Here is a 12,468-nt window from a genome sequence, read left to right on the forward strand (position 1 = left end):
ACCTAAGTTGTAAAGTGTAAAAATTGGTGACTGGTTCCAGTACATATTCGTAAGCAAGTATTCAGTAGCTATTTATTAATCGTTATTGTTTGACTACTTCGTACCATAACGGAACATGGCCAGTGCGTGACTGGCGGTTGTAACGACATAAGCCACAAAAACTTCTAGTGGCGAGGCATTTAGGCCTGCAAATGTCACTACAAATAAAATGATTGTCAGTGCCAGTTTCAATTTTGAACCTTGGCTAAAACTTTGGGCAACAAGTTCGTTTTTACTCGCACCAGCATATTTAAATGCAAACCCCGAAAAAATGGCTGTTGGCAGTATACTTATTACTGCGCCAGCGGCGGTTGATATTGCAGAATGTTGACCTGCGATAATACCCGCCAAAAGGGTTATTATTAGTGCCGTGACTAACTGAAACAGAATGCCTTTTTTGGCAATAAATAATCCGTGTTCAGCTAACTTGTTTTTCACGTTGCCCTACTGCTTGTTCATGTCTAACGAAAAGCGTCAGAAGTATACTGTTTTACCGACATTTTTCAACAGTACATCGCATTTTGAAAGCTATTCTGAAAATATTCTAACGCTATAACCGGAAAGGAGGCTGTCCACAGCCCAAGTATTAGGAATGAATGGCCTCACTATTAATGCCTACTACCTTTCAGCATATAAATATAACTTATTGAATTTTAGTTATTATTCCGTCTAATTGTTGTAAATCGTCAAAGCTAATGACTAATTTACCTTTCCCTTTTGCATTATGGTCTATTGTTACCGGTGCCCCTAAATTTTCTGAAAGTCGGGTCATAAGGTTTTGCACATCAGGATCAATTTGCTTCTCTAGCTTCGGTTTTTCTGGTTCAAGCAGCTTTTTGACCAGCTTTTCTGTATCACGAACCGTTAAACCTTTACCTGAAACAACATTTGCCGCTTCTGATTGCTTATCACCATCAAGGGCAAGCAATGCGCGAGCATGGCCCATTTCAATATCACCATGCTCCACTAACAATTTAACGTCATCATTAAGATTGTTAAGGCGAAGCAAGTTCGTCACGGTTGTGCGAGATTTACCTACGGCTTCAGCGACTTCTTGATGAGTTAGGGAGAATTCGTTCATTAGACGGTCTAATGCTTGTGCTTCTTCCATCGCGTTTAAATCTTCACGCTGAATATTTTCGATTAGCGCAATGGCAACGGCAGCCTCATCAGGTACATCTTTAACAAGACAAGGAACTTCATCAAGTTGTGCAAGTTGCGATGCGCGCCAACGGCGTTCACCCGCAATAATTTCGTACTTGTTGTCTTCAACCTTACGAACAACAATGGGTTGAATAACACCTTGAGCACGAATAGAGGAAGCAAGGTCTTCAAGGGCATCAGGTGACATGTCTTTGCGAGGCTGATATTTGCCAGGCACAAGAAATTCTATCGGTAATTTACTAAGTTCGCTTTGTGTAGCTTCTGTCGCCGCAGCATCTGTTTCTCTTTGCGACGTCGATTGACTGGTTGCTAATAGCGCATCCAAACCGCGACCTAGCCCTCTTTTTCTTGCTGACATATTACCCTCAATGGCCTATTTGCTGATATGCATTACGCTTTATTTATATTTAACTGGCTTTCGCCTGACTTGGCGCAGATTTATCACGGCGACGAAGAATTTCACCCGCCAATGCTAAATATGCTTTAGCCCCTGTAGAAGACTTATCGTAGTACATCGCCGGGGTACCGAAACTTGGCGCTTCAGCTAGGCGCACGTTGCGCGGGATCACAGTACGATATACTTGCTCACCAAAATGACGCTTAAGCTGTTCCGAAACGTCGTTTGCAAGGCGGTTACGAGGGTCGTACATAGTACGCAATACCCCTTCAATCTTCAATTCAGGATTTACTACTGACGCGAGTTTTTGAATGGTATCCATTAACGCCGTTAACCCTTCAAGCGCGTAATATTCACATTGCATTGGCACCATGACTGAATCAGCCGCGGCTAATGCATTCACCGTAAGTTGGTTTAGTGAAGGAGGGCAGTCAATAAAGATAAAATCGTAGTAATCAAGAACAGGTTTTAGCGCATTTCTAAGGCGTACTTCACGGGCAAACATTTCCATTAACTTAATTTCAGCTGCTGTCACGTCGCCATTGGCAGCCACTAAATCAAATTTACCCGCCGTATTTTTAACAATAACGTCGTTGATAGGTTGTTCTTCGATAAGCAACTCAAACGCGGTAGCGTGAACATCGTATTTGTCGACGCCGCTTCCCATGGTTGCATTACCTTGTGGATCAAGATCAATCAGTAGCACTTTACGTTTTGTGGCAGCCATTGATGCTGCAACATTCACTGCAGTAGTGGTTTTACCCACACCACCTTTTTGATTCGCGATCGCGATTACCTTTGCCACAAATAAGTCCTGTTATGCCTTTTTAATCCAAACGAGGTGTCGTTCGCCCACCAGATTCGGTACAGTGAGACTTTCCGTTTTGATCACCTGATAGTGATCACTCACTTCTTTTAGTTCGTCTTCTGGAAACTGCCCTTTGAGTGCAAGGAACTGCCCGTTTGAATTTACCAGATGTTGGCACCAGTGCAACATATCTTTTAATGAAGCGAACGCTCGGCTAAGTACTATATCATACGGTTGCGCTGGGGTATGTGCTTCAACACGACTTTGAACAGGTGTCACATTCGATAGTTTAAGGGCGTGGACACTTTGGGTCATAAAACGAACGCGCTTACCTAAACTATCTAGCAAGGTAAACGCCGTGTCAGGAAACGCTATTGCAAGGGGCATACCTGGCAATCCAGGCCCAGTGCCTACGTCAATGATATGTTTGGCTTCATGTTTAGCTAAATATGGGTATATCGCTAATGAGTCCAAAATATGTTTTACCATCATCTGCTTCGGATCGCGCACCGATGTTAGGTTGTAGGCTTTGTTCCATTTATCAATCAATAATACAAAGCCCACGAGCTTTGCTTGCTGATCATCACTTAATTGAAGTGATTGTGCCGCAAGGCCCGAGGCCAGTATTTCGTGTAATTCTTGCTCTAAACTCATAAATTGAAATCTGCTTAAGCGCTTAATTTATCGTGTTTTCTTAACATGCCGTGCTTTTTCAAATACACTAAAAGCAACGAAATAGCAGCCGGCGTAATTCCGGAAATACGCGACGCTTTACCAATAGTTTCAGGTCTCGCTTCGGTAAGTTTCGCTACCACTTCGTTTGATAAACCTGAGATTTTAGTAAAATCGAGATCAACCGGTAACAGTGAATTCTCGTGACGCTGTGTTTTGGCTATTTCGTCCATCTGGCGCGCAATATAACCTGCGTACTTAATTTGGATCTCAACTTGTTCTGCCGCAATAGGATCGGCTAAACCAGGTCCAATACTTTCAATCTCCATCAATTGACGATAGGTCATTTCAGGTCGACGAATAAGTTCTTCTAGTGAATGCTCTTTGCTTACGGGTGTTTTAAGCAGGGTATTCAACGCTGGCGTAGCACTATGATCTTTGTGGACCCAGTTTCCACGCATGCGTTGCAACTCTCCTTCAACCGCTTCTTGCTTCGTATTGAACGCGGCCCAGCGAGCATCATCCACTAAGCCTATTTCACGACCTAACGCAGTTAAGCGACTATCGGCGTTATCTTCACGCAGCAATAATCGATATTCAGCACGGCTGGTGAACATACGATAGGGTTCTTTCGTTCCCATGGTAGCCAGATCGTCAATCAGTACGCCCATGTAGGCTTGATCGCGTCGTAAAATAAGGGGATCTTTTTCTTGTGCTTGCAGCGACGCATTTGCGCCAGCAATGAGGCCTTGTGCACCTGCTTCTTCATAACCGGTTGTGCCGTTAATTTGGCCAGCAAAGAACAAACCTTTGATAAATTTGTTTTCGAGTGTTTGTTTCAGATCTCTCGGATCGAAGAAATCATATTCAATGGCATAGCCAGGGCGCACAATATGCGCGTTCTCGAACCCTTTAATTGAGCGAACAAGATTCATCTGAACATCAAAAGGCAAACTTGTTGAAATACCATTTGGATAAACTTCAATGCTGTTTAAGCCTTCTGGCTCCACAAAAATTTGATGGGAATCTTTGTCTGCAAAACGGGTGATCTTATCTTCAATGCTTGGGCAGTAACGGGGGCCAATGCCTTCAATGACGCCAGTGAACATAGGAGAGCGATCAAGTCCACCTCGAATAATATCGTGTGTTTTTTCGTTAGTGTGCGTGATGTAGCATGGGATCTGTTGTGGATGCATTTCACGATTGCCCATGAATGAAAATACCGGTGTTGGATTATCACCTGGTTGTGCTTGCATCACACTAAAATCTAACGAACGGGCATCTAAACGTGCAGGCGTTCCGGTTTTTAAGCGGTCTACACGAAACGGTAAGGCACGTAAACGATCAGCGAGGGCTATCGAAGGGGGATCGCCTGCGCGTCCACCACGATAGTTCTCAAGGCCTATGTGAATAGTGCCGCCTAAGAATGTTCCTACTGTGAGTACCACGGTTTTGGCTTTAAATTTAAGCCCCATTTGAGTAACCACACCAGTTACCTGATCGTTTTCAACCACAAGATCGTCAACACTTTGTTGAAACAACGTGAGGTTTTCTTGGCTTTCTACAATTTTACGAATGGCTTGGCGGTAAAGGGTTCTATCAGCCTGAGCACGCGTTGCACGAACAGCTGGTCCCTTGCTTGAATTTAGAGTTCTAAACTGAATACCACCGTGATCGGCAGCCAATCCCATAGCACCACCAAGTGCATCAATTTCTTTTACCAAATGACCTTTGCCGATCCCACCGATCGCTGGGTTACAAGACATCTGTCCAATGGTTTCAATGTTATGGGTTAACAGTAAGGTGTTTGAACCCATGCGAGCAGCAGCTAGCGCAGCTTCTGTTCCAGCATGACCACCACCGACTACGATGACATCAAATGCTTGGGTGTAATACATATCGAACCTCACTATTAACGTAAATGGAGTAACTTTTTTCTTTTCTGAACAAGCTGAAAAAAGGGCGCGTATTTTAGCTGACTTATTGCATAAAGAAAACGGTTAAATTTTCTTCAATGCTGTTGTTCATTTCTTTTCGCTTTGGCTTTATTGATCTTAAGATCTCTTATAGATCTGTTTATTTTTATTATTATTAGGATCAGCAAGATCTGTTAGTAACCCTTTAAAGCAGTTTCAGATCATGAAGTTACACGATCTAAAAGGTTGTGCAATACAGATCGATAACCCCCTCATGATCTTGTGTATAAACCCCTTAGTTATCCACATGGGCAATTGTGAATAAAGTTACTCATTCTTCAGTAAGAGCTTATACACAGTGGTTTGTAGGATCCTATCCACAGCACTGATCAAGATGTGATCGCATTGGGGATAAAATGTTGGTTATTACTGTTGTTAGATCACTAACTAAGCATAGGATATGGCTTTCAGAGCGATCTTGTTGTGGATGAGATCTTTCCACAATTTTTAAATGGATCGTGTGATCACTCATTATCTTTTATTTTGTGATCGGAAAAATAATTAAAAAATTATGGAGGAATCAAAAAAATTAGCGCCGCAGAGGAGCAACGATCATTATTAATGACACCCTTTTAAAGAAATACGAGGGTTATTTTACTGAACGTTGAGCGTGCTTTCTCTGCGGTTTTTAGTCTAGCGAACCTGGTTAGGTTGATATCTCGGCGTGATATTTTGTGCTTCGGCTTCATCTTGGGTTAAGCCTTCACGTCTACTTGGGCCTTGAAAGCGTACTTTATAAGTATCGTACTCTTTGACTGACTCAAAGCAATAACGGCCCATAGCGTGCTCTAGCTCGCCTAAACTATGGTTGGTAATTAAGATGCAGTTCTTTTTATTTACCAAACGTTGGCGCAATAAATTGCCTAACCAGCTTTGGGTATTCTTTTTAAGCACGGTTTCATTCACACATACTTCATCAAGAATGAGCAAATCGACTTCAAGTAGTTCTTGGTTTGCTTCTCTGAACTTCTGACCTACGTTGTCTGTGGCGCTAAAATCATAAGAGAAATAACGCATTTCCAATAGGGTTGAAAGCTGCCTGTATAAAACTGAGATCTCGTATTGTTCTATAAGTTGATGGGCGATCGCGCCAGCAATATGAGACTTACCTCTGCCATAATCACCGTAGAATAACATCATATGAGAACCACTTTGACGCCAAGCGGGATCGTCATGAGCAGCAATAAATGACTGTGCAATAGATACCGCTTCAATAACATCATCGCTGTCTTCTACCAAGTTAGCGAACGTCCACTTGGGGTTTAGATCAGAACGCCCATGAATGGCTTCTACACGCGCTTTTTTAGAGCGTTGTTGTAGTTGACCAATTTCTTGATTTGCTTGGTTTTCGTATTGCTTTCTAAGTGTTGCGTAATCGATGTATTCATCGTTAGGCTCGGAAGGCTTGTTAAGGGCCTTTGCAAGATTCGCAATTTTGTCTGTAATTCGATCCATAGCGTTAGTTCTTCTTTGTCGATGTGGCGTATTTTTCCACCAGCTTTCTTGCATTATCATCCGCTTCGATACCGGCTGCAACTTTCACTTGCTGATTTCCCACTTTTCTTACAGGAGAATAACCCGCGGCTACGCGCTTATGTTTAATATTGTGAGCGAATTTTTGTGTCCATTGGAATTCACTCAGTATTGTGCCTGGCCTACCTAGCCAGTAAGAGATGAATTCGCCCACTTCATTATCATCATACTCAGTATCAATAATACCGAGCAGAGAGGCCATCTCTAAGAATAACGCTTTGTTTGGCTTCCAAGAGGCTGAAATAGCAAAATGAGACTTATGCAGCGCATCAAAGTTTGATTGTGCGTTGTTTATCAAAGGAAGAAGTAGGGCTTTGCCGTTAATAGAATGCTCTAAATCCAACGTTTCTGGAAAAACCACCAGCCCCACAAGTTCAAGCTGTTTTAATAGGCTATTGATTTGCCGGCCACGTTGATAGGGGGTGTCTTTTTGTTCGCCGTTTAATAGCGACAGTAAGAACTTATAATCGATAGCAGCACTTGCCGTAGAAGCTGTGTTGGCTGTTGGGCGTAAGCCAAGCAAGTAAAGTACGCGGCAATCGTTTGATATTGGCGATTGTAGTACCGCGAGTTCAGCTTGCGTTAGCGTTGTACTCATGCAGTTTCCAAGGAGCGTTGGAACAGTGCTACCGCTTCATCTTCTGGAATAGGATGTTCTAACACATCAATATGTATGGGTTCGGCAAGAAGGGTAGCACCAGTATTTTTCATAGCGGTTTCTATATCTTTTGCGCCATGGCAGAAGGTATCGTAACTCGTGTCACCCAAACCAATTACATAGAAATTCACACCCGTTAAATCAGTGTCTTTTAATGATTTCGCAAAAGGTTGGATATTATCAGGTAGTTCACCCGCACCATGGGTTGATGTACACACTATCCATGTCGAGTCTTTATTAATGCCACTTAGTGTTGGTTCAAGATGAATAGTGAATGTATTGCCTAGCTGCTCAAGTGTTTTGGCAATAGCTTCGGCCACATATTCTGAAGCTCCAAGCATGGTACCCACAATTATTTCATAGTGCGTTGTCATTAATTATTTACCAATACAGAAAGATGAAAATATCTTACCAAGTAAGTCGTCTGAGGTGAATTCACCAGTGATTTCACACAATGACTGATGGGCTAACCGCAGTTCTTCTGCAAGTAGTTCACCGGCCATAGCATCGTGAAGTTGTTGTTCGCCTATCACCACAAATTGATATGCCTTTTCCAACGCATCAAGGTGGCGTCTTCGGGCGATGAATTGCCCTTCAGTGGTAGTGTCGAACCCCATGGTGTTGGCCAAATGATCTCGCAGGGTATCGATACCGTCGCTTTCTTTTGCTGAAATATTAATAACCGGCATATCGCCATGTTCGGTTTTTACGTTATTCAGGCCTACTTCTAACTCGCTTAGATCCGCTTTATTTTTGATTACCGTGGTTGGGATACCCTCTGGTAAGCGCGCCATAAATTCAGGCCAAATTTTATAAGGATCTGCCACATCAGTAGTGGTTGAATCAGTAACAAAAAGTACGTGATCCGCTTCGCTAATGGCTTGCCACGCTCGCTCAATCCCAATTTGTTCTACTTTGTCCGGGCTATCACGAAGACCTGCGGTATCAATGATGTGTACCGGCATGCCGTTAATATTAATATGCTCTTTTAATACATCACGAGTAGTGCCTGCAATCTCGGTGACTATGGCGCTATCTCGGCCTGCTAATGCATTTAGTAAACTTGATTTACCCGCATTAGGGCGCCCGGCGATAACCACCTGCATGCCTTCTCTGAGTAGACTTCCTTGCTTAGCTTGCTCTCGTACAACTTGAAGGTGCGCAAGTATGGCGGCTAGATCGCCAGACACTTTGCCGTCAGATAAGAAATCAATTTCTTCTTCAGGAAAGTCGATAGCGGCTTCAACGTACATACGTAAATGAACAATTTGATCAGACAACGTTTGTATTTGGGTTGAAAACTCGCCCTGTAACGAACGTAGCGCGCTTCTTGCCGCTTGTTTAGAGCTAGCATCTATTAAATCAGCGATAGCCTCAGCTTGCGCTAAATCGAGCTTGTCGTTGATAAAGGCTTGTTCACTAAACTCACCTGGGTTGGCTAATCGCGCTTTGCCAGTCGATAACACAGCGTCAATAAGCATATCCATCACAACCTGACCGCCATGACCTTGCAGCTCTAATACATCTTCGCCCGTAAATGAATTAGGCCCTTTGAAGAATAGCGCGATACCTTGGTCGATAACATTTTGTTGGCTATCGACAAACGGGGTATAGGTGGCCAATCTAGGTGTTAGGGCTGTGGGTACCAGAGTGGCTGCTATAGTTTTAGCATGTGGGCCTGATACTCGTACAATTCCTACTCCACCGCGCCCAGGGGCAGTAGCTTGGGCGGTAATGGTATCGGTTGTGATGATATGTGAATCCATATTTTAGTCGCGAAAGTTCTTAAATTGAAAAGGCTGACCTAAGTCTGATGATTTCACCAAGGCCATGGCTTGTTGTAAATCATCACGCTTTTTACCGGTTACTCGCAGTTCTTCACCTTGAATAGCCGTTTGTACTTTGATTTTTGCGTCTTTAATAATTTTTACAATTTTCTTCGCAATAGGCTGTTCTATGCCTTCTTTGAAAGCAATCGTTTGACGATAGGTTTTGCCGTTAGCATCAAAGGGCTTCATATCAATAAACGAAGTATCTAGGTTTCGCTTAGAGCATGCAGTTCTAAACATACTTTCCATTTGTTGTAATTGGAATTCGGCTTCCGCTTTCATTACCACGGTTTTCTCTTTGTATTCAAAGCTCGCTTCAATGCCGCGAAAATCGAAACGTGTGGCAAGTTCTCGGTGTGCGTTCTCAGTGGCGTTGCGCACTTCTTCCATGTTGATTTCTGACACAATATCAAATGATGGCATAGTTAATTTATCCTCGTAGACAAAACAGCCCGCAATTGGCGGGCTGTTTATTATAAAAGAAATAGACGTTGCTATTTAATTCCCCGCTTCTCCATAGAAGCATATATCATTTTGGCTTGTACTAATGTAATGATGTTACTTACTAACCAGTATAATACTAGACCTGCAGGGAACCATAAGAAGAACACACTCATTGCCACAGGCATGAACTGCATTATCTTCTGCTGCATAGGATCAGTAATCGTTGTAGGTTGTAGTTTCTGCAATAAGTACATACTTGCGCCCGTTAATATAGGCAATACAAAGTACGGGTCTTTCACTGACAAGTCAGTGATCCACAATGCGAAATCTGCATGGCGTAATTCAACACTTTCCATCAACACCCAATAGAGCGCTAAGAAGATAGGCATTTGAAGTACTAGTGGTAAACAACCACCCATAGGGTTAACTTTTTCTTTCTTATAAAGCTCCATCATCGACTGAGACATTTTTTGTCTGTCATCGCCAAAACGGTCTTTAAGTTGCTGCATTTTAGGTGCTAAGTTACGCATGCGAGCCATTGACTCGTATTGTTTCTTAGTCAGCCAGTACATAGCTCCTTTCACTACGATAGTAATCAAGATGATGGCTACACCCCAGTTATTCACTAAGCTATGTAAGAACGTAAGTAGTGAAAACAGTGGTTGAGATATCCACCATAAAATGCCGTAATCAACGGTTAAATCTAGGCCACGAGCAATTTGAACAAGCTTTTCTTGATCTTTAGGACCCATATAAAGGGTGCTAGATAATGTTTTTGTTTCACCACTGTTTATTGCCGCCGCAGGCATTAGTACACCAATAACCGCATATTGATTTGAAATATTGCGCGAGTAAATGGTGTTAACTTGATCCTGTGGTGGTACCCAAGCAGAGACAAAGTAATGCTCAAGCATACCTGCCCAACCCGCTTTAGTGGTTTCACGCAACTTGTCATCTTCAATATCGTCGAAGGTATATTTCTGATAACGATCATCTTCGGTCGAATATGCTGCGCCGCGATAGGTAGGCATAAACATGTTGCCGTCATCTTCCGCGTCAATAACTTGTTTCAGTTGTGCATATTGCTGCACATTAGCCACTGCGCCAGAGTTATTCTGAACCGTGTAATTTACCGCAACTTCATAATGGTCTTTCTTGAAGATGAACGTTTTGGTAACAGTAAGTCCTTGGTCGTTTTTCCATACTAACGGCACTTCTAGGGTATCTCCGGTCATCTCGTAGAAATTGCTTTCAGTACGATAAACAGGGCGACCACTGCTGCTAGCATCTGGGCCATTAGCACCAATAAGACCACTTTGTGCTACATATAAGCCATTACCTGAACGTAATAGACTGTAAGGTTCTTCTGAACCTTGAGTTACTGGAAACTTTAATAAGTCTGCAGTAATGACATCGCCACCCAATAAGTCGATGCGAAGGTCTAAGCCATCAGTTTTAACTTCGATAATGCGATTAGCATTTGATGCGCTAGCCATCGGTTTAGCAGCTGGCATGCTATCACCGGTAGGTACATCTTCAGATTGCGCATCATCAAATGATGGCACACCTTGTGATACCTGTTCGGCTTGCTCTGTTTGTACTTGCTGTACAGGTTGAGGTCCGTATTCTTTTTGCCATTGTTGCCAAAGCAAAAAGCTGACCAGCGCCAGGCCAATTATCAGAAAACTACGTTGCGATTCCATATAGGTCTCTTTATTTTGAGTGTTTATCTTGTTGTTTTTCCGGTACTGGGTCGTAACCACCGGCATGCAAAGGATGGCATCTTAATATGCGTTTGATTGATAGCCAACCGCCTTTTACTAATCCATGTGTTTTTAGTGCTTCAATAGCATACCAAGAACATGATGGATGAAAACGACAGCGTTGTCCTAAAATAGGAGATATAAACCATTGATACAGTTTTATGAGTACCAGTGGTATCGCGATTAAGACGCGTTGCAACGTTTGGCTAATTTTTTCCATAGCTTATCCATCGTTGCGAAAATCTCTTGATTGCTAAGTTTATCAGCACCAGATTTACCAATTACGATAATATCCACATTTGGGAGATCATGTTGCTTATGGCGAAAACTTTCACGAATTAAGCGTTTTAAACGATTTCGGTCGTGAGCTTTACGAATGCGCTTTTTGGCAAGTGTAATGCCTAAACGTGGGGATGGTAGAGTATTGATTCTTGCTAGGATGGTAAACGAGGGAGATACAGCTGGAATTGCATTATCAAACACATAGGTAAAGTGGGTGGGAGTTAACAGACGTAACTCCCGTGAAAAATGATTTTCGCCCACTTTAGGTGCTTTCTACTTAAGCTTAAGCAGAAAGACGAGCGCGGCCTTTTGCACGGCGAGCTGCTAGTATTTTACGACCATTTTTAGTCGCCATACGAGCACGAAAACCGTGAGAACGCTTACGCTTCAAATTGCTCGGTTGAAATGTTCTTTTCATGACCAAAGTCTCACTTATATTTAATTAAACATAGGCGTTTTTGGTAAACACTTTATTCTGTTACCAGAGTAAGTTGTGCTTATCACCAGAAAAGCCCATCGAAAAAGGACGCTGAATTCTAGAGATCTCGGGGCCCGCTGTCAATCAATAATCCACTATTTCGGTAGAAAATGTGAACAAAGTTTACTGTAAAGGCTTAAATGCTAATCAGCCGCTATAATTTTAACTGTGAATAAGCTGGTTATAATCGTCATTTTATCCACAGATTTTCAAATTTCAAACCGCTGTGTATGGCATTTAGACGGTGATCTCATCCGATTATCAGTATTTTAATTCTTAATTTAGCTAAATTAAGCACATTTTCGAATAAGAACTCTTTGTTTAATTATCAATGGTTTACAGTTTTGATCCTGATGATCTCCAAAGATCGTCATTTACTTTTTGTTGATAAAGTAAGATAATCCACAGCTATTAAAATGATAAAA

At 42.4% G+C, this 12,468-nt stretch carries 14 protein-coding genes; all 14 read right to left on the bottom strand.

All coding sequences use genetic code 11. The features are described from left to right. Nucleotides 1-93: 93 nt before the first annotated feature. Nucleotides 94-477, bottom strand: a complete 384-nt coding sequence (locus AVL57_RS19685; RefSeq protein ID WP_057795053.1) for an ATP synthase subunit I — start codon at nucleotides 475-477, stop codon at nucleotides 94-96. Between the two features lie 205 nt (nucleotides 478-682). After that, nucleotides 683-1,561 carry a ParB/RepB/Spo0J family partition protein gene (locus AVL57_RS19690; protein ID WP_057795052.1) on the bottom strand — a complete coding sequence of 293 codons (879 nt, stop codon included), beginning with the start codon at nucleotides 1,559-1,561 and terminating at the stop codon, nucleotides 683-685. 49 nt (nucleotides 1,562-1,610) lie between these two features. Beyond that, complete coding sequence (locus AVL57_RS19695; protein WP_013786818.1) at nucleotides 1,611-2,405, bottom strand: ParA family protein; 795 nt, start codon at nucleotides 2,403-2,405, stop codon at nucleotides 1,611-1,613. A gap of 12 nt (nucleotides 2,406-2,417) precedes the next feature. Continuing rightward, nucleotides 2,418-3,062: a 16S rRNA (guanine(527)-N(7))-methyltransferase RsmG gene (rsmG, locus tag AVL57_RS19700; protein ID WP_057795050.1), complete on the bottom strand. Its 645-nt coding sequence runs from the start codon at nucleotides 3,060-3,062 to the stop codon at nucleotides 2,418-2,420. Nucleotides 3,063-3,076: 14 nt separating this feature from the next. Then, entirely contained in the window at nucleotides 3,077-4,978 is a 1,902-nt protein-coding gene (gene mnmG / locus AVL57_RS19705; RefSeq protein ID WP_057795049.1) for a tRNA uridine-5-carboxymethylaminomethyl(34) synthesis enzyme MnmG, read from the bottom strand. Between the two features lie 711 nt (nucleotides 4,979-5,689). Then, on the bottom strand, nucleotides 5,690-6,511 hold the full coding sequence (locus tag AVL57_RS19710) for an ATP-binding protein (protein ID WP_057795048.1): 822 nt from the start codon (nucleotides 6,509-6,511) through the stop codon (nucleotides 5,690-5,692). A gap of 4 nt (nucleotides 6,512-6,515) precedes the next feature. Next, a complete protein-coding gene (locus tag AVL57_RS19715) occupies nucleotides 6,516-7,187 on the bottom strand; it encodes a DnaT-like ssDNA-binding domain-containing protein (RefSeq protein WP_057795047.1) in 672 nt (223 codons plus the stop codon). Next, the gene (gene mioC, locus AVL57_RS19720; RefSeq protein WP_057795046.1) at nucleotides 7,184-7,621 is read right to left on the bottom strand and encodes an FMN-binding protein MioC; all 438 of its coding nucleotides are present in this window, start codon (nucleotides 7,619-7,621) and stop codon (nucleotides 7,184-7,186) included. The genes AVL57_RS19715 and mioC overlap by 4 nt, the downstream gene beginning before the upstream one ends. Nucleotides 7,622-7,624: 3 nt before the next feature. Continuing rightward, nucleotides 7,625-9,013: a tRNA uridine-5-carboxymethylaminomethyl(34) synthesis GTPase MnmE gene (mnmE, locus tag AVL57_RS19725; protein ID WP_057795045.1), complete on the bottom strand. Its 1,389-nt coding sequence runs from the start codon at nucleotides 9,011-9,013 to the stop codon at nucleotides 7,625-7,627. A gap of 3 nt (nucleotides 9,014-9,016) precedes the next feature. After that, complete coding sequence (locus AVL57_RS19730; RefSeq protein ID WP_057795044.1) at nucleotides 9,017-9,499, bottom strand: YajQ family cyclic di-GMP-binding protein; 483 nt, start codon at nucleotides 9,497-9,499, stop codon at nucleotides 9,017-9,019. Nucleotides 9,500-9,570: 71 nt separating this feature from the next. Continuing rightward, nucleotides 9,571-11,223 carry a membrane protein insertase YidC gene (yidC, locus tag AVL57_RS19735; RefSeq protein ID WP_057795043.1) on the bottom strand — a complete coding sequence of 551 codons (1,653 nt, stop codon included), beginning with the start codon at nucleotides 11,221-11,223 and terminating at the stop codon, nucleotides 9,571-9,573. Between the two features lie 10 nt (nucleotides 11,224-11,233). Next, nucleotides 11,234-11,482: a membrane protein insertion efficiency factor YidD gene (gene yidD, locus AVL57_RS21110; RefSeq protein ID WP_082605073.1), complete on the bottom strand. Its 249-nt coding sequence runs from the start codon at nucleotides 11,480-11,482 to the stop codon at nucleotides 11,234-11,236. Next, on the bottom strand, nucleotides 11,467-11,826 hold the full coding sequence (gene rnpA, locus AVL57_RS19740; protein ID WP_057795042.1) for a ribonuclease P protein component: 360 nt from the start codon (nucleotides 11,824-11,826) through the stop codon (nucleotides 11,467-11,469). Before rnpA ends, yidD begins: the two co-directional genes overlap by 16 nt. Nucleotides 11,827-11,848: 22 nt before the next feature. Continuing rightward, nucleotides 11,849-11,983: a 50S ribosomal protein L34 gene (rpmH, locus tag AVL57_RS19745; RefSeq protein ID WP_049791785.1), complete on the bottom strand. Its 135-nt coding sequence runs from the start codon at nucleotides 11,981-11,983 to the stop codon at nucleotides 11,849-11,851. Between the last annotated feature and the right edge of the window lie 485 nt (nucleotides 11,984-12,468).

The organism is Alteromonas stellipolaris (genome assembly GCF_001562115.1).
GTDB classification, from domain to species: Bacteria; Pseudomonadota; Gammaproteobacteria; order Enterobacterales; family Alteromonadaceae; genus Alteromonas; species Alteromonas stellipolaris.

Coding starts and splice junctions, on each gene's coding strand:
- AVL57_RS19690 (WP_057795052.1), bottom strand. CDS start 1,561: ATGTCAGCAAGAAAAAGAGGGCTAGGTCGCGGTTTGGATGCGCTATTA.
- rsmG (WP_057795050.1), bottom strand. CDS start 3,062: ATGAGTTTAGAGCAAGAATTACACGAAATACTGGCCTCGGGCCTTGCG.
- mnmG (WP_057795049.1), bottom strand. CDS start 4,978: ATGTATTACACCCAAGCATTTGATGTCATCGTAGTCGGTGGTGGTCAT.
- AVL57_RS19710 (WP_057795048.1), bottom strand. CDS start 6,511: ATGGATCGAATTACAGACAAAATTGCGAATCTTGCAAAGGCCCTTAAC.
- AVL57_RS19715 (WP_057795047.1), bottom strand. CDS start 7,187: ATGAGTACAACGCTAACGCAAGCTGAACTCGCGGTACTACAATCGCCA.
- mioC (WP_057795046.1), bottom strand. CDS start 7,621: ATGACAACGCACTATGAAATAATTGTGGGTACCATGCTTGGAGCTTCA.
- mnmE (WP_057795045.1), bottom strand. CDS start 9,013: ATGGATTCACATATCATCACAACCGATACCATTACCGCCCAAGCTACT.
- AVL57_RS19730 (WP_057795044.1), bottom strand. CDS start 9,499: ATGCCATCATTTGATATTGTGTCAGAAATCAACATGGAAGAAGTGCGC.
- yidC (WP_057795043.1), bottom strand. CDS start 11,223: ATGGAATCGCAACGTAGTTTTCTGATAATTGGCCTGGCGCTGGTCAGC.
- rpmH (WP_049791785.1), bottom strand. CDS start 11,983: ATGAAAAGAACATTTCAACCGAGCAATTTGAAGCGTAAGCGTTCTCAC.